The sequence below is a fragment of the Microbacterium sp. DT81.1 genome, assembly GCF_049844955.1.
Classification (GTDB): Bacteria; Actinomycetota; Actinomycetes; order Actinomycetales; family Microbacteriaceae; genus Microbacterium.
In genome coordinates this window covers 44671-68258 of sequence record NZ_JBNCMA010000010.1, presented here as the reverse complement: position 1 = coordinate 68258, position 23588 = coordinate 44671, and the positions used below count along the sequence as shown (strand labels likewise).

At 69.8% G+C, this 23588-nt stretch carries 20 protein-coding genes; 15 read left to right on the top strand and 5 right to left on the bottom strand.

Annotated elements, in window-relative coordinates:
* Window positions 1-24: 24 nt before the first annotated feature.
* Entirely contained in the window at window positions 25-588 is a 564-nt protein-coding gene (locus ACLQ2Q_RS21060) for a dihydrofolate reductase family protein (protein WP_425823611.1), read from the top strand.
* Window positions 589-622: 34 nt separating this feature from the next.
* Entirely contained in the window at window positions 623-1516 is an 894-nt protein-coding gene (locus ACLQ2Q_RS21055) for an aminoglycoside phosphotransferase family protein (RefSeq protein ID WP_425823631.1), read from the top strand.
* 37 nt (window positions 1517-1553) lie between these two features.
* On the opposite strand, the gene ACLQ2Q_RS21050 is transcribed toward ACLQ2Q_RS21055, so the two are convergent.
* Together ACLQ2Q_RS21050 and ACLQ2Q_RS21045 are read right to left on the bottom strand one after the other, a co-directional pair.
* Window positions 1554-4724 carry a M14 family zinc carboxypeptidase gene (locus ACLQ2Q_RS21050; protein ID WP_425823609.1) on the bottom strand — a complete coding sequence of 1057 codons (3171 nt, stop codon included), beginning with the start codon at window positions 4722-4724 and terminating at the stop codon, window positions 1554-1556.
* 214 nt (window positions 4725-4938) lie between these two features.
* The gene (locus tag ACLQ2Q_RS21045; RefSeq protein WP_425823607.1) at window positions 4939-5910 is read right to left on the bottom strand and encodes a helix-turn-helix domain-containing protein; all 972 of its coding nucleotides are present in this window, start codon (window positions 5908-5910) and stop codon (window positions 4939-4941) included.
* Window positions 5911-6017: 107 nt separating this feature from the next.
* Here ACLQ2Q_RS21045 and ACLQ2Q_RS21040 point away from each other — a divergent pair, with 107 nt between their 5' ends.
* From ACLQ2Q_RS21040 to ACLQ2Q_RS21030, 3 genes are all read left to right on the top strand, one after another.
* Window positions 6018-9905 carry a S8 family peptidase gene (locus ACLQ2Q_RS21040; RefSeq protein WP_425823605.1) on the top strand — a complete coding sequence of 1296 codons (3888 nt, stop codon included), beginning with the start codon at window positions 6018-6020 and terminating at the stop codon, window positions 9903-9905.
* Between the two features lie 145 nt (window positions 9906-10050).
* Window positions 10051-10755 carry an acyl-CoA synthetase gene (locus ACLQ2Q_RS21035; protein WP_425823603.1) on the top strand — a complete coding sequence of 235 codons (705 nt, stop codon included), beginning with the start codon at window positions 10051-10053 and terminating at the stop codon, window positions 10753-10755.
* Window positions 10752-11051, top strand: a complete 300-nt coding sequence (locus ACLQ2Q_RS21030; protein ID WP_425823601.1) for an amino acid transporter — start codon at window positions 10752-10754, stop codon at window positions 11049-11051. The genes ACLQ2Q_RS21035 and ACLQ2Q_RS21030 overlap by 4 nt, the downstream gene beginning before the upstream one ends.
* Before the next feature lie 54 nt (window positions 11052-11105).
* Here the strand turns inward: ACLQ2Q_RS21030 and purB are convergent, their stop codons facing one another.
* A complete protein-coding gene (purB, locus tag ACLQ2Q_RS21025; protein ID WP_425823599.1) occupies window positions 11106-12485 on the bottom strand; it encodes an adenylosuccinate lyase in 1380 nt (459 codons plus the stop codon).
* Window positions 12482-13012, bottom strand: coding sequence for a low molecular weight protein-tyrosine-phosphatase (locus tag ACLQ2Q_RS21020; protein WP_425823597.1), 531 nt, complete (start codon window positions 13010-13012; stop codon window positions 12482-12484). The genes purB and ACLQ2Q_RS21020 overlap by 4 nt, the downstream gene beginning before the upstream one ends.
* Window positions 13013-13132: 120 nt before the next feature.
* Here ACLQ2Q_RS21020 and ACLQ2Q_RS21015 point away from each other — a divergent pair, with 120 nt between their 5' ends.
* Both ACLQ2Q_RS21015 and ACLQ2Q_RS21010 read left to right on the top strand, forming a co-directional pair.
* A complete protein-coding gene (locus tag ACLQ2Q_RS21015) occupies window positions 13133-13408 on the top strand; it encodes a hypothetical protein (RefSeq protein ID WP_425823595.1) in 276 nt (91 codons plus the stop codon).
* Window positions 13405-14712 (top strand): alpha/beta hydrolase, encoded by a 1308-nt coding sequence (locus tag ACLQ2Q_RS21010; protein ID WP_425823593.1) that lies wholly within the window; start codon window positions 13405-13407, stop codon window positions 14710-14712. The genes ACLQ2Q_RS21015 and ACLQ2Q_RS21010 overlap by 4 nt, the downstream gene beginning before the upstream one ends.
* Window positions 14713-14716: 4 nt before the next feature.
* On the opposite strand, the gene ACLQ2Q_RS21005 is transcribed toward ACLQ2Q_RS21010, so the two are convergent.
* Window positions 14717-15112, bottom strand: coding sequence for a phage holin family protein (locus tag ACLQ2Q_RS21005; RefSeq protein WP_425823591.1), 396 nt, complete (start codon window positions 15110-15112; stop codon window positions 14717-14719).
* 59 nt (window positions 15113-15171) lie between these two features.
* On the opposite strand from ACLQ2Q_RS21005, the gene ACLQ2Q_RS21000 reads away from it, so the two are divergent.
* The 8 genes from ACLQ2Q_RS21000 (at window position 15172) to ACLQ2Q_RS20965 (ending at window position 23586) form a co-directional block, all read left to right on the top strand.
* Window positions 15172-16284 carry a histidinol-phosphate transaminase gene (locus ACLQ2Q_RS21000; protein ID WP_425823588.1) on the top strand — a complete coding sequence of 371 codons (1113 nt, stop codon included), beginning with the start codon at window positions 15172-15174 and terminating at the stop codon, window positions 16282-16284.
* 4 nt (window positions 16285-16288) lie between these two features.
* Window positions 16289-17419 carry a thiamine pyrophosphate-dependent dehydrogenase E1 component subunit alpha gene (locus ACLQ2Q_RS20995; protein WP_425823586.1) on the top strand — a complete coding sequence of 377 codons (1131 nt, stop codon included), beginning with the start codon at window positions 16289-16291 and terminating at the stop codon, window positions 17417-17419.
* Window positions 17420-17427: 8 nt separating this feature from the next.
* Window positions 17428-18393, top strand: a complete 966-nt coding sequence (locus ACLQ2Q_RS20990; protein ID WP_425823629.1) for an alpha-ketoacid dehydrogenase subunit beta — start codon at window positions 17428-17430, stop codon at window positions 18391-18393.
* Window positions 18394-18445: 52 nt separating this feature from the next.
* Window positions 18446-19828, top strand: a complete 1383-nt coding sequence (locus ACLQ2Q_RS20985; RefSeq protein WP_425823584.1) for a dihydrolipoamide acetyltransferase family protein — start codon at window positions 18446-18448, stop codon at window positions 19826-19828.
* A 68-nt stretch (window positions 19829-19896) separates the two neighbouring features.
* Window positions 19897-20802, top strand: a complete 906-nt coding sequence (locus ACLQ2Q_RS20980; RefSeq protein WP_425823582.1) for a hypothetical protein — start codon at window positions 19897-19899, stop codon at window positions 20800-20802.
* 74 nt (window positions 20803-20876) lie between these two features.
* Window positions 20877-21869 (top strand): metal ABC transporter solute-binding protein, Zn/Mn family, encoded by a 993-nt coding sequence (locus ACLQ2Q_RS20975; RefSeq protein ID WP_425823580.1) that lies wholly within the window; start codon window positions 20877-20879, stop codon window positions 21867-21869.
* Between the two features lie 8 nt (window positions 21870-21877).
* Window positions 21878-22696 (top strand): metal ABC transporter ATP-binding protein, encoded by an 819-nt coding sequence (locus tag ACLQ2Q_RS20970; RefSeq protein WP_425823578.1) that lies wholly within the window; start codon window positions 21878-21880, stop codon window positions 22694-22696.
* Window positions 22693-23586, top strand: coding sequence for a metal ABC transporter permease (locus ACLQ2Q_RS20965; RefSeq protein ID WP_425823575.1), 894 nt, complete (start codon window positions 22693-22695; stop codon window positions 23584-23586). Before ACLQ2Q_RS20970 ends, ACLQ2Q_RS20965 begins: the two co-directional genes overlap by 4 nt.
* The last annotated feature ends 2 nt before the right edge of the window (window positions 23587-23588 follow it).

Below are 23588 nucleotides of genomic sequence, written 5' to 3'. Positions count from 1 at the left end.
CCGCACGGCGAGAAGGGCGGACCGATGAGAGACACGGAACCACAGGTTGCGGCGGGCAAGGTTCTCTGGCACTTCACGATGTCGCTCGACGGCTTCGTCGCCGGTCCCGATCACGCCATGGAGTGGATGACGGGTTTCACCGCTCGTCCCGGACTGATCGAAGAGTACGTCGAGACCACGGGAGCGATCCTCGGCGGGCGGGACGGCTTCGACGCCTTCCCCGACGCGGACACCGCGTACGGGGGTGCATGGAAAGGGCAGGAGTTCGTGCTGACCCATCACCCGGACGACGCTCCGCCGACCGAGCGCATCACCTTCCTGCACTGCGACGTCGCGGAGGCGCTTCGCATCGCCCTGGATGCCGCCGGCGGCAAGAACGTCGAGATCTTCTCCCCGACCATCGGCCGGCAGCTGCTGCTGCTCGGTCTCATCGACGAGATCGACCTGCACATCGCTCCGGTGCTGCTCGGCGACGGCATCCGCCTGTTCGACAACCCGGGTGGCGCGCCCATCCGGCTCGAGCTGGTTTCCGGGGATGATCCGCACGCCGTGGTGAACGTGCGCTACCGGCCCGTTGAGGCGGAGTAGCTCCGTCGACGGCGGAGTGGTTTCTCGCGTGAGGATGCACGAGGATCAGCTGCATGTCGATGTCGACATCGCACGCCTGCTGATCTACGAGCAGTTTCCGCAGTGGGGGAACGAGCCGATCGCGGAGCTGCCGACCGCCGGCACGGTCAACGCGATCTTCCGGATCGGCGAGCACCTGACCGCTCGCTTTCCGCTTCGACCAGAGCCGCCGGGCTTCGCCTTCGAGCTTCTCCGGACCGAGGCTGCAGCATTGACGGAGCTGGCGGCCTGCAGTCCCTTCCCCGCCCCGAGGCCCGTGGCGATCGGACTCGGCGGCCATGGATACCCGTCACCGTGGTCGGTGCAGACGTGGCTCGATGGGAACCAGGCGACCCCCGACGGCCTCGCCCACTCCGCGGCGTTCGCCGGGGACATCGCCCTTCTCATCCAGGCGTTCCGAGCGACGGACACCGGAGGACGAACGTTCTCGGGCCGCGGACGTGGTGGAGACCTGCAGGCCGAAGACGAGTGGATGGCCGTCTGCCTCCGTGAGAGCGAGGGCCTGCTCGACGTGCATCGCCTGCGCATGTTGTGGACGAGGTTCCGCGTCCTGCCGGGTGGCGGACCCGACGTTCTGTCGCACGGCGACCTGATCCCCGGCAACCTGCTCGTCCGCGGGGACCGTCTCGCCGGCGTGCTCGACGGGGGTGGATTCGGCGCGGCCGATCCGGCCCTCGACCTCGTCGCGGCCTGGCACCTTTTCGAACCGCATGCGCGCGTGGTGCTGCGCGAGACGGTGGGCTCGGATGACATCGAGTGGGCGCGCGGGGCGGCATGGGCGTTCGCGCAGGCGATGGGACTCGCGTGGTACTACCACGACACCAACCCGGTGATGAGTCGGCTCGGTCTCATCACGCTCGCGCGCATTCTCGACGCCCCGGACCTGTGAGGGTCCGGGGCGTCGAGACATCGCGAGTCCGAGGAGGCTAGCCGGCGAAGTGCGCCAGTATCCTCGCCGCCACCGTCGCCCGGTCGGCATCCGTGGCGAGCTGCTCGAGGCCGAAGCCGAAGAGCAGCGTGTCGGGCGTCACGGTCGCGGCGGTGATGCCGCCGAGGCCGCGCGTGCGCTCGAAGTCGCTCGTGTTGCCGGGGCTGGTCTCCGGGGCGCCGGGCACCGTCCACTCACCGAGCCCGTCCTCGAAGCCCTCGGCGAAGAGCACCTCGTCGGTGGCGAGCAGTCGCAGCTGCGTGTCATCGACGATGAGGCCGGCCTCCCCGGTGAAGGGGTCCGTGACGTAGCTGACCGCCAGCTCGACCTCCGAACCGGCGTACTCCGACAGGTCGAACTGGACTTCCGTCCACCCGTCCGAGGAGCCCGTGAAGGAGTTCCACTCGCCGGTCGTTCCGGTCGGCTCGCATACCCCACCCTCGGGCGCCGCCGTCAGGTAGTGCAGCAGCCACGGGTGCTCATCGAGCAGGAAGCCCGCTTCGCATTCCGCCGGCACGTCCGTGGTCGTGCCGCCGAGCAGGTCGGGCAGCGTCGTCCAGTCATCCGTTCCGGCGACGCGCGCCTCGACCAGTACGTGGTCGTAGGCGCCCTCCGTCTCGTAGGAGAACTGCGCCGCGAAGGCCGGAAGCGCCGACGCGTCGATGCCCGTGAGGTCGTACGTGCGGCTCAGTCGCTGGTAGCCGTCGTCGATGTGCGTCGCCGCGGCGGCCCACTCGCCCTCGATGGGGATGAACGGACCAGCGGGATCCAGGTACTCCGCCGCGCCCCAGCTCTGGAACTGCGGGAAGTCCTCCACCGGCAGCACATCGCTCGTCGGCACCAGGGCGCCGGCCTCGTTGACGGGATTGTCGACCGTCGCCGGGCCGCCGAAGAGTGCCTCCACTCCCGCCAGCGGGGTTGCCGTGCCGACGACGCCGCCGGCCTCGACGGGGTTCCGGGAGTATGCGCCGAAGTAGTACTGCGTGAAGTCATCGGCCAGGAACAGGCAGTCCGCGGCGTCGACCGTGATCGCGCAGTCCTCTTCCGGTGCTCCATCGAGCCCGTAGAAGACGCCGCCGACCGAGCCGCCGAACACCCCGTAGTACGCGGCGGTCTCGCCGGCGAGCGCGACCTTGCCGCCCTCGTTCAGGTAGTCGCGCACGGAGATGGTGAGGTACTGCTGCCGCTCGGCGACCGCGGCATCGGGCACCGGGTTGCCGAAGACGTCGGTGAGCACATCCTCAGGATCCTGCGTGAGCCGGTTGTCACCCAGGTACCAGAGCACGGCGTCGTAGTGCCCCAGCACGCCGAGGTCGTGCGGCACACCCTGCGCGTCCACGTCCCAGACATCCGGCGTGACACCGTTCGCGACGAGAGCGGCGACGTGCGCGCCGAGGTACTTCGGCGCCGCGGCGTGCGGCGGCTCGAGGGCGTTCTGGCCGCCGGTGTAGTCCTCGTTGGCCACGATGAGCACCGAATTGCCGGTGTCCTGCGCTACCTGGTACGTGAAGTGCTCGCTCTGCGCCGGCCGGATGCTCCTCTTGTTGAGGATGTCGCGTGCCGACGGGAGCGCGGAGAACCAGACCTCGACGCTGTCGCCGGCCTTCGTTCCGCGCACGACGCCCCGGTACTCGGCGTAGTAGTCGGTGTTCTCGTCGCCGTAGCGCTCACCGCCCCGCCACTCCTTGACGAGCGAGAGCTTGAGCGGACCGCCGTTCACGCGGTACCACATGTGCTTTGCGAGCAGATCGCGCTTCGCCCAGACCGCCACGGTCTGCGGGTCGCCGTACGACACCGAGAAGGTGTCGACACGGAAGTCCTCCGCGTCGCGCCCGACCACGGAAACGGGGTCGTTGGGGTCCTTGGCGGACTCCGCGACCGCCAGCGCGAACGGGATGTTCTTCTCGAACTCCGCCTGGATCAGCGTCTCGTCGTCGGGGAAGTCGAAGCCGAAGTACTGGCAGTCCTCCTCCGCCACCCACTCGTCGTCGGGGACGGAATTGGCCGCCGCCTCGCAAGTGGCCATCTCCGGCGTGAAGCCCAGCGTGCCGTATGCCTCCTGCATGTGCGAGTCGGTGTCGCCGTTGGTGGTGTACAGCTCCGCCGAGATGTCGGGGTCGTAACCCGGCACAGCGGGGTTCGCGTCGTCGCCGACCATCGCCTCGTAGATCACGTCGTCGGGCGACGGGGTCGCCACCTGCCAGCCGATGCCGTGCAGCAGCAGCTCGGCGGCGGAGTGGTAGTTGACCAGGAATTGGGGTGTGATGTCGGCGAACAGTGCGTCGAGCGCCTGGGTCTCGGGTTCGGATCCGGGGGCGGGACCGCGGTAGACGTCGCTCGTCGGGTTCGGAGACGAGCCCTCGTTGTCATAGGCCCATCGGGTGGGCCAGTTGCGGTTGAGGTCGACGCCGTCGGCGGTCGTGATCTCGCCGTCGCCGTCGTTGTCGCGCAGGTTCTTGCGCCAGAGCCGCTGCCCCTCCTCGAAGCTGTAGTCGTAGCCGTCCGGGTTCGCCACCGGCACGAACCAGAGCTCGGTGGTCGCGAGGATGTCCGTGATCCGCTCATCGGTGCCGTACGACGTGACGAACAGATCGAGGAGGCGCCGCACCATCTCGGGCGTGACCCACTCGCGGGCGTGCTGTGCTCCGACGTAAACCGCGGTGGGGCGCTTGCCGTCCTTGGTCTTCTCCACGTTCTTCGTCAGGCGCACCGCGCCGATGTCCTTGCCCTGGTGCGTCTGCCCGATCACGCGAAACTCCGCGATGTCGGGGTGCGCCGCGGCCTGGGCCATCAGCTCCTCGAGAAGGCCGCCTCCCCCGCTGTAGGTGCGGAACACACCCTCGGCCGTCGCCTGCATCGTCCGCAGCTGCGCCGACTGCTTCGGCGCCAGCGTCGCGCCGGCCTTGCCCAGCTGGGCCACCTGCGTACCGCTCAGAATCACCTGCACGTCCAGCTGTGCCGACCCGTCGGTGCTGGGGGTGACGACCATCTCGTGCCGGTCGACGCCCAGGTCCACGATCGCGGCGAGCCCCTGCGAGTCGACGGTTCCCGTGTACACCTCGAGGCGGTCATCCCCGCCCGGTGGGGGACCACTCGCCACACTGGGTGTTGCCACGAGCCCCGTGAGAACGAGGGCGGTGGCGGCGGCGATCGCGATCTTTCGGAACATGCGAACTCCCTTGTGCGCAATTGCGTCCATGCCGAGGGAACCCCTCCCAGCACATCGAGCGCGGCGGGCGGGTGCACCGAGACCCGAGTACGGCCATAATGGCCCGCCCCGCCCGGGTCGTCAACCACTCAGCCCGTCGACTGCGGTGGGCTCGCTACTCCGGTGGTTGCAATCGAGTTCGTCAATGAGCCGGCTCGGCGGAATCGAGACGACCTCAGACCCACGAGCGACGGACGGCTTCCGCCCCCAACTGCACACGCGTGGTCACACCCGCCGTCTCCATCAGCTCGGCGACTCGCCGCTGCACGGTGCGCACCGAGATGCCGAGCGCCGTGCCCACCGCGGCATCCGTCAGACCCAGAAGGAGCATCTGCAGCATCTCCCGGTCGACCGGAGCATCGGATGCGAGTTCGCCGCCCTCGACCAGCCGGGTCGCCCCGCGCCACAGCTCTTCGAAGGTCGCGTTCACCAGGTCGAGCAGCCCGCTCGGGTGCACGAGAAGCGCCCCCGAGACCTTCTTCTCGCCGTGCGAGTACATCGGCAGCAGCGCCAGCGCTCCGTCGGCGATGAAGAGCCGCGTCGGCAGACGCGGAAGCACGCGGATCTCCTCGCCGAGAGGCATGACCGCCCTCGCCTGGTCGAGGAATCCGGGCCGCTCGAGCACGGCGCCCTCGACGATGACGCGGTAGCGCACGCCGCGGGCGAGGGCGAGGTCCTCCTCGTCGTTCTCGCTGCCGTCGACCAGCGCGACCTCGCGCAGCACGAAGGCATCGACCCGCTGCTCCGCGGATGCCTGCAGCTGGCCCAGCCGCTGGCGCACCGCGTCGGGCCCGAGCACGACGTCGACGACCTCCGGCACGTCCCGCTGCACCGCCCCACGTCGGTAGAGCTCGCTGAGCTGCACCAGCACCTCGTGCGCCTCGGTCAGGCTCCGTTCGCGCTCGAGCAGCATGGGCCGCAGGGCGAGCGCCGGGGGCGAGGCGACCACCCGATCCGGCGCGGACGCCTGCCGCGCGAGCAGGCCCCGTTGCTCCAGCTCATCGACGATGGCGGCGATGCGCGCAGCCGGCAGCGGCACCGCGCGGGCGATCTCCGGAACGTCGGCGGACGGCGTGGCGAGCAGCACGCGGTAGACCGCTGTGTGCTCGTCATCGAGTCCGATCGCCTCGAGCACGGGCATTCCCATCCGGCGTGCCATGGCGAGTCGCGGCCATTGGCACTTCTTCGCCACCACGATATCGAACCGATGTGAAACCGTGCTGGGTAAGCCCACGTCTTCCGAGAGGTTCCCCCGTGCCCGAAATCCCCCGCACCCCGCTGCTCAGCGGGACCCACATCAGCAGGACCAGCGTGCAGCGCCGTACGCGTACGATCGTCGCCGCCATCGGCGGTCTGGCGATCGGGGTGGCGGGCGTCGGCCTCGCCACGGCACCGGCGTCGGCGGATCCCGCCACCGCCCCCGGTGCCGTCCCCACCGCGTCCGCTGCCGCCCCCGCGCCCGTGCACGGGGGAGCACGCACCGTCACCCTGATCACCGGCGACAAGGTCGAGGTCACCGAGCTCGCCGACGGCAGCACGGCCGTCGAGATCGATCCCGCCGTCGAGGGCTCGGTGGTGGAGACGGCGACTATGGGCGGCGAACTGCACGTGCTGCCCCGCGCCGCCATGCCCTACCTCGCCGCCGGCCTGCTCGATGACGACCTGTTCAACGTGTCGCGGCTTCTCGAGTACGGCTACGACGACGCCTCCGTGGACGCGACCCCCCTGATCGTCGAATACACCGACGGTCCTGCTCCCTTCGGCGCCCCGCTTCCGGGCGTCCAGGTCGGCATCCCGCTCGAGAGCGTCGGCGGCGCCGCAGCGACGGCCGACCACGCTTCCGCGGCCACCACCTGGAGCGCCCTGACGAAGACGTCGGGTGCCGCGCCGTTCGGTTCCGCGGTCGCCCTCGGCGGTGGTCTCCAGGCGATCCATCTCGACGGCAAGGTGCAGGCCACCCTCGACTCGAGCGTGCCCTGGATCGGCGCATCAGAGGCCTGGGAGCGCGGACTCACGGGCGAGGGAGTCACCGTCGCGGTTCTGGACACCGGCTACGACGACACGCACCCCGACCTCGCCGGCCGCGTGCTTCCCGGATCGAAGAGCTTCGTCCCCGGCGAGGCGGTCTCCGACGACGTCAACGGGCACGGGACGCACGTCGCCTCGACCATCGCAGGAACGGGCGCGGCGAGTGGCGGGACCCACCGCGGGGTCGCTGACGGCGCCGACCTGCTGATCGGCAAGGCCCTCGACTCGAACGGCTCCGGCCAGGACTCGTGGATCATCGACGCCATGGAGTGGGCGGGTCAGAACGCCGACATCGTGTCGATGAGCCTCGGGTCCTCGCAGGCCGACGACGGCGATTCACCGATGTCCCAGGCGCTGAACGCGATCTCCGAGCAGACCGGGGCTCTCTTCGTCGTCGCGGCGGGCAACAATTACGCCCCCGAGACGATCGGATCACCCGGCTCCGCTGCGCGAGCACTGACGGTGGGCTCGGTCTACGACCCGACCGGCGCGCTGTCGGAGTTCTCGAGCCAGGGTCCGCTCGCCTTCTCCGGGGCGCTCAAGCCCGAGATCGCCGGACCGGGCAGCGACATCACCGCGGCCCGGTCCGCCGACAGCCCCGGCGAGGGCAGCTACGTCGGGATGAGCGGCACCTCGATGGCCACTCCGCACGTGGCGGGCGCCGCCGCGATCCTCAAGCAGCGGCATCCAGAGCTCACGGGCGAGCAGTTGCGCGCGGCCCTCATGAGCTCGGCCGCCGACACGGGCCTCACCTCGTACCAGGCGGGCACGGGTGTCGTCGACGTGGAGAACGCGATCGACGCCCGGGTGGTGGCATCCGGTTCGGGGGATTTCGGCATGCTCTCGTGGGGGGAGGCGGCCGACCCGGTCATCCGTCCCGTCGCGTACACGAACCTCGGCCCCGACGACGTCGTGCTCCAGCTGAGCGCCACACTGCACGGCGCCGCCGACGGCGTCCTCTCCGTCGACGTCGACGAGGTCGCCATCCCGGCGGGTGAGACCCGCACGGTGACGATGACGGCCGACCCCGCCGCGGTCCCCGCGGGTTCCCAGTTCTCCGGCGCGCTGGTCGCTTCGGTGGACGGGACTCCCGTGGCCCGCACCGCACTCGGGATCATCGCCGAGGCGGAGCGGTACGACGTCACCATCAAGGCGACCGGCTTCAACGGTCAGCCGATCTCGGCGTTCGGCATGATGTACCACCCCGAAAGCGAGTACTTCGAGCCGTTCATGGTCGACGGAGAGCTCACCATGCGGCTTCCCGCCGGGCGCTACTCCTTCATGTCCTTCCTCGAGACCGACCTCGAAGCGGACAGCAAGGTGACGGCGCTCGTCGGCGACCCCGACCTGGTGCTCGAGGGCGATACCGAGGTGGCATTCGACGCGCGTGCGGCCAAGCCCGTGACGGTCGACGTGGGTGAGAATGGCCTGGAAGCGGCCTTCACGAAGATGTCGTACCGCGCCGACGGGTTCACCGGCAGCATCTTCGGGGCGCCGTGGAGCGACGCCCTCTACGCGCAGCCGCTCGAGGCGCCGAATGCCGACGAGTTCGGTTTCACGACCCGCTGGCGACTGCAGCAGCCCATGCTCGCCCTCACCGCCGGCAAGGAGCGGCTCGACCTGCTGGTGCAGGCGGGATCGACCTTCCTCGACGGCGAGATCAGGACGAGCGCGGTGGATGCCGGGACCGGCAGCGCCGAGGACTTCGCGGCGCTCGGCACGACCGTGAAGGGCAAGGTCGCCGTCGTGACGCGTTCGAGCGAGGTCTCGCCGAACCGGCGGGCGGTGAACGCCCTCGCGGCGGGAGCGGCGCTGGTCCTGGTCGTGAACGACGCCGACGGCGAGTTCATCGAATGGGTCGGGTCCGATGATTACACGACGAGCGTCGGTATCCCGGTCGCTTCCGTAAGCGGCGTGCAGGGCGCACTGCTCCTCGGCTCGATCGCGGCGCAGAAGGTCACGATCAAGGGCGTCGGCGAACCCACCGCTCGCGAGGTCTTCGACATCGCGAACAACACCGAGGGGTCCATTCCTGCGGACCTGCACTTCGCGCCGACGGACCTGGCGCGCATCGATACGACCTATCGGGGCGATGCGGGCGCCCTCGTCGGCGAGTTCCGCTACGACTACGCTCCCGGCGTGCAGTTCGGCGAGGGTCTGGCGATGCGCACGGAGCGCGGCCTGACGCGCACGGAGTGGGTGAACACCGGGGAGGTCGAGTGGTACCAGTACGCCATGGCGATGGCTCCGGGCTGGGAGGTCCGCGACGTACGCCGCGCCTACGAGCCGGGTTCGGTCTCCGAGGAGAGCTGGTTCGGTGCGATCGTGCGCCCCTACGCGGGTCCCGGGTACTGGGCCTCCGCTCGTCACGGCGGCTTCGCACAGCTGAACATCCCGTCGTGGAGCGATGGCGGGAGCCCCACGCACACCGGGGCGTACGACCTTTTCGGTGGGCAGACGAATCGCTCGCAGCTCACCGAAGTATGGGTCGACGGACAGCTGAAGGCGTCGTCGGTCTGGCAGGCGCCGGGGGTTTCGGACCTGCCGGAGGGTGAGAGCGCCTGGCGCGTGCGCAACACCGCAACGCACGACGGGGCCAGCCTCGACTCCTCCCCGAGCACGCTGACCGAGTGGACGTTCTCCTCCACCGGGTCAGTGGACGATCAGCATTCGCAGCTTCTGCCCCTGCTGCAGGCGTACTACGACGTTGAGCTCGATGACGCCGGCACCGTAGGAGCCGGGCGAAAGAAGGCCAGCGGCATCCCCCTCCGTCTGGAGGTCGGACACATCGCGGGCACCGTCGGCAGCGCCGAGGTCACCGAGGTCACCCTTGAGGCTCGCGTCGCGGGCGGTGCCTGGAAGCCGATTACTCTGGCGGCCGGCAGCACCGACGCCCCCTCCGGGCCCGTGGACCCCGGGAACGACGACTTCGTCGAGTCACGCGCGTTCGTATCCGCCTTCGAGACGTCGCTGAAGGTGCCGGACGGCGGCGCCTGGATCGACCTGCGGCTGAGCGCCGAGGATGCCGCGGGCAGCACGTTCTTCCAGGAGATCGAGCGAGCCTTCCAGGCCGCTCCCGCGAAGAAGGGCGGCAAGCCGGGCGGTGGGCACTGACAGCGGCGCACCGGTTCGTGGGGTGACCGTGGCCGGCCGATCACGACGATCGGCCGGCCCCGCCCATCCTCGCGGCACCACCGGAGGGTGTCCCTCCACCCGCGGCTAGACTGGGGGAATCCCCTGTTCCGATCCAGGATCCGCCATGCCCACCGCCCCCGAAGCACCCGCGCGCTTCGCCGCACACCACGTGCAGCTGCTCCGCGCCGTATTCGCGGCCCTTGCGGCGGTCATGATCACGTTCTCGCCCGACCACTCCGCGGCCATCGGCCTCTCGGTGTTCAGCGGCTTCGCCATCGCGACGGGCCTCGTCTGGCTCATCTCCGCATGGCTCATCGCTCCCGCCGGAACGCGCTGGATGCCGATCACCATGGGCGCGCTCACCATCGTCGCGGGAATGATCGGCGGGATCGTTCCCCTGCGATCGCCCGAGCTCTTCTTCGCCGTCGTGATCGCCTGGGCGCTCACCACCGGCTCCGTCGAGACGGTCGCGGGATGGCGGGCGCCTCGCACGCTCCGCAACGACGGCGCAAAACCGGCGGATGCCGACCCAACGGTCGCGGGTCGCGCCGCCGCGCGCGACGCACTCACGGTCGGCATTCTCACCGTCGTGCTCGGGATCGCGCTTCTCGTCGTCCCCGGCCGGTACGTGCTGGACTACTACATTCCCGACGCCGACCAGACCTTCACGCTCACCGGCATCGCCATCGCGGTCGGCGTCTTCGGCGCCTACGCGGCTATCGTCGCCGTCTATCTCGCGATCGCGGGCTTGTCGCCCCGGCGGGATGCGCCGGTCATGGACCAAGCGCCCGCGGCGACATCCGCTCCTCGCCCCGAGGAGGGTGCATGAACGACAAGCCGAACCGGCGCGACCTGCTCCGGCCGCTGCACCTGCTCGCGATCGCCTTCGGGTGCGCGGCGTTCGCCGGCATCGTCACGGCCGTGACCACCGGCGCGGTCCAGGGCAAGGACGTGGGACCCCTCGCACTCATCGTCGCGGGCATCACGTTCATCGTCGTGCTGCTGGGCCTCGCGATGCTGATGCTCGCCGTAGACCCGGCTCAGGTGCAGAGGCCGGTGGATCGACCGGTGCTGATGCCCGAAGAAGAAAAGCCGGACGACGGCAAGCCCGACCAGAAGGTCTGACGCCAGGGTCATCGCCGCGCCACCGCGGCGCCGGCCCCTCGCAGGCTTTGCGGCTCAGTCGCGCACTGCGAGCGTCGATGCCAATCCGGTGTACGTCGCGGGCGTCAGCGCGAGCAGGCGCTGCTTCGCCGCGTCCCCGATCTCGAGGCCCCCGATGAACTCCGCGAGCTCGGCCGCCCCGACGCGCCGGCCCCGGGTCAGCTCCTTGAGCAGCGCGTAGGGGTCGCTGATACTCGAGCGCCCCGCGACGACCTCGGCGCGCACGACTGTCTGGATCGCCTCACCGAGCACCTCCCAGTTCGCATCGAGGTCGGCCAGCAGCACGTCTTCGGCAAGCGAGATCTCGCCGAGCCCGCGGTGCAGGTTGTCGAGCGCGAGCAGCGAATGACCGAACGCGACGCCGATGTTGCGCTGGGTCGTCGAGTCCGTGAGATCGCGCTGAAGGCGGCTGGTCACGAGGGTCGCGCTGAGCGAGGCGAACAGCGCGCCGGAGAGCTCCAGATTGGCCTCGGCGTTCTCGAATCGGATCGGATTGATCTTGTGCGGCATGGTCGATGATCCCGTGGCGCCCGCGACGGGGATCTGCGCGAAGTAGCCGAGCGAGATGTAGGTCCAGACATCCGTCGCGAGGTTGTGCAGGATGCCGCCGGCGTGGCGCACACGATCGTAGAGCTCGACCTGCCAGTCGTGCGACTCGATCTGGGTGGTGAGGGGGTTGAAGGCGAGGCCGAGCGACTCGACGAACTCCCGCGAGATCTGCGGCCAATCGGCATCCGGCGCCGCCACGACGTGAGCAGACCACGTTCCGGTCGCACCGGAGAACTTGCCGAGGTACTCGGATGCCGCCAGCTGCGCCGCGACGCGCTCCAGGCGCCACGCGAACACCGCGATCTCCTTGCCCATGGTCGTCGGCGTCGCCGGCTGTCCGTGCGTGCGGGAGAGCATCGCGGCATCCGCGTGCTGCTCGGCGATCGCCCGCAGCGCTCCGGTGACGGCGACCAGCTTCGGCAGCCACACCCGCTCCACGGCGCGCTTGACCGTGAGCGCGTAGGCGAGGGAGTTGATGTCCTCACTGGTGCAGGCGAAGTGCGTCAGCTCGGCGACGGCGTCGAGCCCCAGGGTCGAGAGGCGGTCGCGCACGAGGTACTCGACCGCCTTCACGTCGTGGCGCGTCACGGCCTCGCGCTCGGCGAGCCAGTCGATCTCGGCCTGGCCGAAGTCGACGTAGGCCGCGCGCAGGCGAGCCTTGTCGGCCTCGGCGAGGGGTGCGGTGCCGAACAGCGAGCGATCGGTCAGGGCGATCAGCCACTCCACCTCGACCTCGACGCGCGCGCGATTGAGCCCCGCCTCGGAGAGGTAGTCGGCGAGCGGCGCCACCGCGGCGCGATAGCGCCCGTCGAGGGGGCTGAGCGGCTGAGGGGGCAGAGAAGTCACGGGGGTCCTCCGGGTCGGGCGGCGGACGGCCGGATCGCGGGTTCGAGCTGCCGGAAGAGGCCCCGGCTGGCGCTCTCGATCATACCGAGCACCATGTCGAACATCGCGGCGTCGGCGTAGTAGGGGTCCGGGACGTCGAGCGCCCCGTCGGCGGTGGCGTCGAAGTCCAGCAGGAGGGCGATCTTGTCGGCTTCCGCCTCGTCGCGCGCCCAGCTGCGCAGGATGCGGGAATGGCTCCGATCGAGGGCGATGACGAGGTCGTTGGCGGCGAAGGTGACGGAGTCGAACTGCTTCGCGCGGTGGCGCGTGCCGTCGTAGCCTCGGCGATCGAGGGCGGCGATCGTGCGGGCGTCGGCGCGTTCCCCGACGTGCCAGTCTCCTGTGCCCGCGCTGCTCGAGACGATGCGGTCGCCGAGGCCCGCGGAATCCGCGAACCGGCGGAAGACGACCTCGGCCATGGGGGAGCGGCAGATGTTTCCGGTGCACACGAAGACGACGCGGAACAGGGCGTCGTCGGGCACGGTCATCACTCCATTGTGCCGGGGCGGGACCTGATCGTCTCCTGCACAGTGTGACGCAGCCCTCCGACATCGCACAGGTGACGTCGGCGATCCCAGACGCGAGGCGGTGGCGAGCAGACTCGTCCGGTGTCTTCCCTGGTCCATCCCCTGCTGCTCGACGCCGAAGTCGTGGTCGCGCTCCTGCGCAACTCGCGCGACGAGCTGGAGTCGTGCGCACGGCTGGCTCGTACGCTGGCCGCCGACGTGAACTGGCAATCCGATGCCGTCCGACACGTGTACGAGCGGATGGACGGCATCGAGCGGCGGCTCGAGCAGCTTGCGGTGGGGGCGGATGCCGCCATCGCCGACATTCACGCCGAGCGGCGGAGATACGTCGCCGGCCTCGCGCTGCTCGGCGCATGAGCGACGACATCGACATCCGCGCCGGTGGCGTCGTCGCGGTCGACACGGAGACGCTTCGTGCCGTCGCGGCGCGGCTGGACGGCCTCGCCGAGAACGTCGAGAGCACGGCGGAGGCCTTCCGGCGGGCGACCCGATGCGCGGTGGAGGCGGCCGGCACCGCGGACGACATCCACGTGCTCGGTGTCGGGGCCGACACTGCGGCCACCGAGTGCCGCGACCTGGCGACCGCGGTCCGCTCGTCGGCGGACGTCTACGAGGTCGTCGAGCTGACCGCGTTGCGGAGCGCCGCCGCCGCAGCGGGGGATGAGACGGCGGCGGCACGACACGAGGCCGCCATCGACGCGATCGGCCGGCGCAATCCGGATGCGGTCCGGCAGGGCAGGCTCGACATCTTCTGGAGGGGCCTCACCTGGGCGTCGGCGCTCACGCTGCAGGCAGCCGGCGTGACCACGGCAACAGGGCAACCAGGGTTCGCCGCGCTCGGGCTGCTGGCCGGTCCCCTCGTCGGCGGCCTGGCCGCGGCCCGCTCGGGCACCGTCCGCGCGGGTTCGCAGCTCGCGGGGCCGCCCCCCGCGGTCACGGTGCGCGCGTTGCCCCCCACGGCTTCGGCCGCCGGTCAGCCGCCCGCCGCGCCGAAGGGCCTGGCCGACGCGGCCGCTCGGATCCCGGGTGGCGGGCAGGCCCGCGTGCGGGTCGAGAAGTACACGATGCCGGGCGGCACCCGCCAGTTCGCCGTTTACGTCGCGGGCACCCGATCGCGGGCCCTCGGCGGCGCCGACCCCTTCGACAACCTGTCGAATGCCCAGGCCTACACCGGCGAGCGATCGGCGTCCTACCAGGCGGTGCAGCAGGCGCTGCGGGCCTCCGGCGCCACGGACGGCGATGTGGTGCACGCCTTCGGGCACTCGCAGGGCGCGATGATCGCCGGACTGACGGCGGTGGAGGGCGGCTTCGACGTCCAGACGCTGGTGTCGTTCGGGTCCCCCGTCGAGGCCGAGGTGCCGGCGTCCACTCTCAACGTGTCGTTCCGGCACGTCGATGATCCGGTTTCCGCGCTCGCCGGCGGCGGGTCAGGCGCCGGCACAGGGGCGGTCGGCAGCTTCACCGTGGAGCGCATGGGCGACCCGCGTCTCGGGATGCGGGATCTCGAAGCGCCGGCGCATGCCATGGACGGCTACATCGAGACGGCAGCATTGGTGGACGCCTCGGCCGACCCCCGCGTGGACGGGGTGCGGGATGTGCTCAGGGAGCTCGGCGGAGCGGCATCCGTCGAGGTCGTGGAGTACGCGGCCGAGCGCTCGTAGGCACTCAGTCGTCGTCGCGCTGCGGACGGAGGATGATCCCGAAGATCCAGTTGATGATCGTGATGAGCAGCGCGGCGAGCACTCCCCACCAGAAGTCGCCGATCGTCAGTCCCCAACCCCAGAAGCTCGTGATCCACGCGGTCAGCCACAGCAGGAAGCCGTTGATCACCAGTGAGATGAGGCCGAGCGTGAGGATGTACAGCGGGATCGCGATGATCTTGACGATCGTCCCGATGAACGTGTTTATGATCGCGAAGACGGCGGCAACGATCAGCAGCGTGAGCACGTACTGGAGCGTCTCGCCCGGCGGAAAGGCCGTGACGGTGACCGTCAGCGCGGGGAGGAGGGTGCAGACCCAGATGGCGAACGCGTTGATGACGACCCGGATGAGGAAGCGCATGGGCGTCATCCTCCCACGACGCTGGAGTCGAAAAGGAAAGAGGCTCCTAGACTCGGACGGTGAGCACGCCCGAGCCCGTTCTTCCCCGCATCCGCCCGGAGATCGCCGCGCTGCCCGCCTACAAGCAGGGCCGGCAGGCGGAGGGGGACGCGTTCAAGCTCTCCAGCAACGAGAACCCGTTCGACCCGCTGCCCTCGGTGCTCGAGGCGCTCCGCACCTCCACCTCCATCAACCGCTATCCGGATGCCTCGGCGGGCCGGCTGCGCGCCCGCCTGGCCGCCCGCTACTCCGTCGAACCGGACGGCGTGCATGTGGCCGCGGGCAGCGTGTCCATCCTGCAGCAGCTCGCGCTCGCCACATCGTCGCCCGGCGACGAGCTGATCTACGCGTGGCGCTCCTTCGAGGCGTACCCCAGCCTCGCGCTGGTCGCCGGTGCCACTCAGGTTCAGGTGCCGCTGACTCCGGACTCGCAGCACGACCTGCCGGCCATGGCGGCTGCGGTCACCGAACGCACGTCCTGCATCATCGTCTGCACCCCGAACAATCCGACCGGGCCGATCGTTCCGCAGCGCGAGTTCGAGCAGTTCCTCCGGGAGGTGCCGCCGACGGTGCTGGTGATCCTCGATGAGGCCTATGCCGAATTCGTCACGGACCCGCACGCGGTCGACGGCCTCGGCACCCGGCTCTTCGAGAAGCATCCGAACGTGGTCGTGCTGCGCACCTTCTCCAAGGCGTTCGGACTCGCGGGCCTCCGCATCGGCTACGCCATCGGGCACCCGCGCGTGCTCGACGCGGCACGCAGCACCGGCATCCCCCTCTCGGTCACGGCGCAGGCGGAAGACGCTGCGATCGCGAGCCTCGACGCCGAGTCCGAGCTGCGGGAACGCGTCGCCGCCATCGCGGAGCGTCGCGATCGCCTCGCCGCGGGCCTCAGAGCGGCGGGTTGGCGGGTGCCGGAGGCACAGGGCAACTTCGTGTGGCTGCCGGCCGGTGACCAGACGCTCGAGATCGGCCAGGCCTTCGATCAGGCGGGGCTGATCGTTCGCCCCTTCGCCGGCGACGGGATCCGCATATCCGTCGGGGAGCATGAGTCTGTGGAGAGGGTCCTACGGATTGCGGCATCCGTTGTCCGCAACCTCCCGGAGGCTCATCCCGGGCGCGCGTTAGCGTAGGAAAATGACGTCCCCGGCCGACTCCGACCTCGTTCGCGTGCTCGCGGCCGACGGCACGCTCGCCCCGACCGCCGCCGCAGAGCCCTATCTCGACATCATCGAGGCCCTCCCCGAGAGTGCGCTCGAGCGCTTCTACCGCGACATGGTGAACGTCCGCGCCTTCGATCGGGAGGCGACAAACCTGCAGCGGCAGGGCCAGCTTGCCCTCTGGCCGCCGAGCTACGGGCAGGAGGCGGCTCAGGTGGGGTCCGCCCGGGCGGCCAAGCCCCAAGACCATCTCTTCCCGTCGTACCGGGAGCACGTCGTGTGCATGATCCGCGGCGTCGACCCGGTGGACATCATCCGGCTCATGCGCGGGCTGACCCACGGAGGCTGGGATCCCACCGAACCCAAGAACGGCAACACGCACATCTACACGCTCGTGCTCGGCTCGCAGACGCTGCACGCCACGGGGCTGGCGATGGGCTTCGCGTTCGACGGCAAGAGCGGCGCGGGCGATCCGGAGAAGGACGCCGCGGTCATCGTCTACTACGGCGACGGCGCATCCAGCCAGGGCGACGTGCATGAAGCGATGGTCTTCGCAGCCAGCTACCAGACGCCCCAGGTGTTCTTCCTGCAGAACAACCACTGGGCCATCTCCGTGCCCGTAGCGACGCAGTCGCGCACCCCACTGTACGAGCGGTCGAAGGGCTACGGCATCCCGACCCTGCGCGTCGACGGCAACGACGTGCTCGCCAGCTACGCCGTCTCTCGCGTGGCCCTCGACGAGGCGCGCGCCGGCGGCGGTCCGCGGGCGATCGAGGCGCTGACGTACCGGATGGGCGCCCACACCACGAGCGATGACCCGACCAAGTACCGCACCGACGTCGAGGAGCGATCGTGGGCCGAGCGCGACCCGATCCTCCGGATGCGCGCGTATCTCGAGGCTCGTGGGGCGTCCGCCGCGTTCTTCGAAGAGTCGGAGGCCGAGGCCCGCTCCATCGCGGACGACGCCAGGGCCCGCACGATGAAGCTCGAGACGATCGACCGCTCGCTGATCTTCGATCACGTGTACAGCGAGCCGCACCCGCGCATCGATGAGCAGCGAGCGTGGCTCGACGGCTACGAGGCCTCGTTCGAGGGAGACGCCTCGTGACGACCTCCATGCCGATCAGCCGCGCGCTCAACGCGGGCCTTCGCCGTGCGCTCGCCGAGAACGACCGCGTGCTGCTCATGGGCGAGGACATCGGCCCGCTCGGCGGAGTCTTCCGGGTGACCGAGGGGCTGCAGGCCGACTTCGGGGATCGCCGCGTGCTCGACACCCCGCTCGCGGAGTCCGGCATCGTCGGCACAGCGATCGGGCTCGCGATGGCGGGATTCCGCCCGGTGTGCGAGATCCAGTTCGACGGCTTCGTCTTCCCGGCCTTCGACCAGATCACCTCGCAGCTCGCCAAGATCACCAACCGGCACGAGGGCGCGCTCCGCATGCCCATCGTCATCCGGATCCCGTACGGCGGGCACATCGGCGCGGTCGAGCACCACCAGGAGAGCCCCGAGGCGTACTTCGCGCACACGCCGGGACTTCGGGTCGTCAGCCCGTCGACGGCGAACGACGCGTACTGGATGATCCAGGATGCGATCGCGAGCGATGATCCCGTCATCTTCCTCGAGCCCAAGAGCCGGTACTGGCAGAAGGGCGACGTCGACGAATCGGCCCGCGCCGTGCCGCTGCACGCCAGCCGCATCGTCCGCCGCGGCACCGACGTGACGCTGGTCGGTCACGGGGCGATCGTGACGACGCTGCTGCAGGCCGCCGCGCTCGCCGAGTCGGAGGGCACCAGCTGCGAGGTCATCGACATCCGCTCGCTCTCGCCTGTCGACTTCGGGCCGATCCTCGACTCCGTGCGCCAGACTGGCCGCATGGTGTACGTGCAGGAGGCGCCCCAGTTCGCCAGCCTCGGCAGCGAAGTGGCCGCCACCGTGATGGAGAAGGCGTTCTTCTCGCTCGAGGCGCCCGTGCTGCGTGTGTCGGCCTTCGACGCCCCGTTCCCGCCCGCGAAGCTGGAGGGCGCCTTCCTGCCCGACGCCGACCGGGTGCTCGAGGCCGTCGACCGCGCCCTGGCGTACTGAGCGACACTTCACCGCAGGCGCCACGCGTCGCACCACCGGAAAGGAAACCCGGATGAGCACCCAGACCTTCCATCTGCCCGACGTCGGCGAGGGACTCACCGAGGCCGAGATCGTGTCATGGCACGTGTCGCCCGGCGACACGGTCGCGGTGAACGACGTGCTCGTCGAGATCGAGACCGCGAAGTCGCTGGTCGAGCTGCCGTCGCCGTTCGAGGGTGTCGTCGGGGATCTGCTGTTCGGTGAGGGAGACACGGTGGATGTCGGGGCCGCCATCATCACGATCGAGGATGCCGGGTCGCCGGCCCCCGCGGACATCCCGGTGCACGGCGGATCGGACATCGAGGGCGGCGGCGCGGTGCTCGTCGGCTACGGCACGGGGGGTGCGGTGCAGTCTCGGCGACGCAAGCCGGATGCCGCCGCTCAGACCGCCACAGTGAAGGCGTCCGTCGGGGTCGTGGCGAAGCCCCCGATCCGCAAGCTCGCCCGTGATCTGGGGGTCGACCTCGCCGCCGTGCAGCCCAGCGGCCCCGCGGGAGAGGTCACCCGCGACGATGTCGTCAAGCACGCGTCGCAGGCGAGCGTCTTCCGCAACATCGAGACGCCGGAGTGGGGCCAGGTGCGCGAGGAGAAGATCCCCGTCCCGCCGGTGCCGCGCCAGGCGCCGCCCGCCGCGCCGGCGGCTGCCGCGGCATCCGTTTCCGCGCCTCCGGCCGGCTCGACCGCCGGTGAGAACCCTCGCGAAGAGGCGATCCCCGTGCGCGGCGTTCGCAAGGCCGTGGCATCCGGAATGGTGCAGAGCGCCTACTCGGCACCCCACGTGACCGTCTGGGTCGACGTCGATGCGACGCGCACGATGGAGCTCGTCAAGCGACTCAAGGCGTCCCCGGACTTTGCCGATGTGCGGGTCTCGCCGCTGCTGATCATGGCGCGTGCCGTGATCTGGGCGGTGCGCCGCACCCCGCACGTGAACGCCGCCTGGGTCGACACCGACAACGGCGCCGAGATCGTCCTGCGTCACTACGTCAATCTGGGGATCGCGGCGGCGACGCCCCGCGGTCTGCTGGTGCCGAACATCAAGGACGCGCAGGACCTGAACCTCCGCGGGCTCGCGAAGGCACTGGAGAAGCTCACGCTCACGGCGCGCGAGGGCAAGTCCACGCCCGCCGACCAGTCGGGCGGCACGATCACGATCACGAACATCGGCGTGTTCGGGATGGATGCCGGAACGCCGATCATCAACCCCGGCGAGGCCGGGATCGTGGCCCTCGGGACGATCCGCCAGAAGCCGTGGGTCGTCGACGGCGAGGTGCGCCCGCGCTTCGTCACCACGGTCGCGGGCTCGTTCGACCACCGCGTTGTCGACGGCGACGGAATGTCGCGCTTCATCGCTGACGTCGCCTCGGTGCTCGAGGAGCCGGCGCTGCTGCTCGACTGAGCGCTACCCCGCTATACCGGGGGACAGTACCGTGAACCTCAGCTGGCGTGCTCAGGGTTCGGAGGCCTATGTCCACTTATCGTCGTGCCTGGGGGCTCGGCTGTCTCGCCGTCGTGATCGCTCTTCTAGCCGCAGGATTGAAGGCTCTGATCACATCGCAAGGTCTCGTCGACCGTGCATTCTGGATTGGCTTCAGTTCGGAAGCCGTCACGAATCTCTTGGTGGCGGTCGTGTTGGCTCTTCTGCTGGCGGCGATGGCGGAGGTGCTGAGACGCCGCGACGAGGCGATCAGGTCGCAAACCCAAATAGCGACGCGCCTAAGGGAAACCGATGCACTTGTGCTAGCGCTGATCGGCCCCGTTCACCTCGTAGCCGTCGGGCACCTGTCAGGCGAGCTCGACGTAGAGCTGATGTCTCTCGGAGAGGCGGAACGGCTCCGCTCTCAGCTTCGAACGATCGAATCGTTCAGCTCGGACTCGTTCATGAATGCCATGAAGCTCGACGAACACCTTGCCGTGTTGGATGACGAGTCCTCCAACACTCAGCAGGTTCTCCGCGCCACTGACCAGCTGACGGCCGCCTTCGATCTCACAGATCGAGCCGATCGCCTGTTCGCCGTGCGGACCATCAGCGACGACCTCAACTTGCTCCACAATGCTGAGCTTGACCCGGAACTGCGAAGAATGGTGGGGACGCTGCGACGGAGGGCCTTCGAGGTTGCCCTGGCGGCGCGCAGAACGGACCGCAGCCTGGCCACCTCAGTCGGCCATGAAACGATCGCGCAGCTTATGACTCGAGTGCCGCGTCCGCTCAAGATACTTTCGGGGGCGGATGGGCGCGCCGAGGCGGGAACGTGGCGAGAAGCCATCTCCCCGGCAACGACACACCTCGTCATGGAGCGCATGCAGATAAGCGTGTTCTTGGACACGGCACTTCAGATAGTTAGGGCACGAAAGCTGGATGGACGCTCATGACGTTCACGGCGTCAGATGCGAACGCTCTAGTCGGGCGATTTGAGAACGATTATCAATAGACATACGCTGGAGGAATGAACTTCCGATCGCTGATCGCCCTTTCCGCCGTCGCCGCTTCCGGACTGGTGCTGGCCGGATGCGCGACGGGCGACGCGGGCGCTGCGGAAGCCGACGGTGCGGTCGAGGTCGTCGCGTCCACCGACGTCTACGGCCAGATCGCCGAGGAGATCGGCGGCGGTCTCGTCGACGTCACCTCGATCATCGACTCCGCCTCGCAGGATCCGCACTCGTTCGAGCCGAGCGCTCAGGACCAGCTTCTCGTGACCACCGCCGACCTCATCATCGAGAACGGCGGCGGCTATGACGCGTTCGTCGATGCGCTCATCGAATCGAGCGGCAGCGACGCGCAGGTGATCACCGCCGCGGAGTTCTCGCACGACTACCCCGGCAATGACGGCCACACCGAGGACGCCGCCGCTGAAACGGCGGAGACCCACGACGCCCACGCCGAAGAAGACGGCGCCGAAAACGAGCACATCGAGGGCTTCAACGAGCACGTGTGGTACGACCCGCACACCATCGAGCAGGTAGCCGAGGCCATCGCCGCCGAGCTGTCGGGACTGCTGCCGGAGGAGGCATCGACCTTCGAGGAGAACGCCGCGGCCTTCGTCGCTGAGATCGCGGATCTCGAGGCATCGCTGAAGGAGGTCGGTGCCGTCGCGGGCGGCGCGCAGGTCTTCGCGACCGAGCCCGTTCCGGCCGCCCTCCTCGCGGCCGCCGGGCTCGAGAACGTCACGCCGCACGAATTCAGCGAGGCGGTGGAGGAGGGCCAGGACGTTCCGCCCGCGACCCTGCTCGCCTCGCTCGACCTGGTCAACGGCGGCGATGTGCGCGTAGTGATCGCGAACACCCAGACCGGTGGGGCCGAGACCACCCAGATCGTGGGCGCCGCCGACGCGCGAGGCATCCCCGTGCTCACGTTCTCCGAAACGCTTCCGGACGGGCAGACTTACATCTCGTGGATGCAGGAGAACGTCGAGGCGCTGGCGGGCGCCCTGCAGGAGTGACGCCCAGCGTGCCCGCGCTCGAGCGTCCCGCTCTCGAGATCACGGATGCGGCCCTGCGACGCGACGACCGCGAGCTGTGGTCGGGCCTTGACCTGCAGGTGCAACCCGGTGAACTGGTCGCGGTGCTCGGCCCGAGCGGCTCGGGAAAGACAACCCTGCTGCGCGCGATCCTCGGCCTCGAGCCGCTCAGCGCCGGCTCGATCTCCGTACTCGGCGACCCCGTCCGCTCGCAGGGCAGCCGCCGCGTCGGCTATGTGCCGCAGTCCCGGCCGCTGCCCCGGGACACGGCGCTTCGCGGCCGCGATCTGGTCGCCCTCGGTGTCGACGGCCACCGCTTCGGGCTGCCGTTTCCTCGTCGAGGCGACGCCGCGCGCGTAGAGGCGCTGATCGACGCGGTCGGGGCGCGGGGGTATGCCGATCGGCCCGTCGGCCTGCTGTCGGGAGGCGAGCAGCAGAGGCTGCGAATCGGACAGGCGCTCGCCGACGAACCCGGTCTGCTGCTGTGCGACGAGCCCCTGACGAGCCTCGACCTGGCCAACCAGCAGGCGGTCGTGGGACTCATCGACCGGCACCGCCGGGAGCGGAACGCGGCTGTGCTGCTGGTCACCCACGACATCAATCCCGTGCTGAGCAAGGTCGACCGCATCCTCTACCTCGCCCACGGCGCGTTCACGCTCGGCACCCCGGATGAGGTGCTCAACTCCCGCGTCCTGTCGGAGCTGTACGGCGCACCCGTGTTCGTGCTGCGTGCCGGCGACCGGCTGGTCGTGGTCGGTGCACCGGATGCCGAGGAGTCGCACCACCATCACGACGAGGTGCACGAATGAACCCGAACGACGTGTGGGACGCGATGTTCGGCGGCCTGCCCGTCTACGGCCAGATCCTCGCGCTGGTCTCGAACTCGGTGTGGGCGGGCGCCGTGCTGGGCCTCGTCGGGGGTCTCGTCGGGGTGCTGGTGATGCAGCGCGACATGGCGTTCGCCGTGCACGGCATCAGCGAACTGTCCTTCGCCGGGGCGGCCGCGGCCCTGCTGATCGGCGTCGACGTCGTCACAGGATCGATCGTCGGGTCCCTGATCGCGGCCGCGCTGATCGGGTGGCTGGGCGCGCGCGCCCGGGACCGTAACTCGATCATCGGCGTGCTCATGCCGTTCGGCCTCGGCCTCGGCATCCTGTTCCTCTCGCTCTACAGCGGGCGCAGCTCGAACCGCTTCAGCCTGCTCACCGGGCAGATCGTGTCGGTGCAGACCGGGCAGCTCGGCTGGCTGATCGGCATCAGCGCGCTCGTGCTGCTCGGGTTGCTGGCGATCTGGCGGCCGCTGCGCTTCGACTCCCTCGATCCCCAGTCCGCGGCGGCGCGCGGCGTGCCCACCACCGCCGTGTCGCTCGCGTTCATGCTCCTGCTCGGACTGATCGTCGCCGTCGCGGTGCACATCATCGGCGCGCTGCTGGTGATGGCGCTGCTCGTGACGCCGGCCGCGGCGGCGATGCGGGTGGCAACGGGCCCCCTGTCGGTGCCCCTTCTCTCGGCACTGTTCGGCTTCGTGTCGGCGGTGGGCGGCATCCTGATCGCCATCGCGGGTACCCTCCCGGTCAGCCCCTACATCACCACCATCTCCTTCCTCATCTACGTCCTCTGCCGGGTGATCGCCTCCCGCCGCGGGCGCGTCCGTCCCCTGTCTGCCGGCGCCGAGGCGGCGTCCAGGGTCGCCGCCTAAAC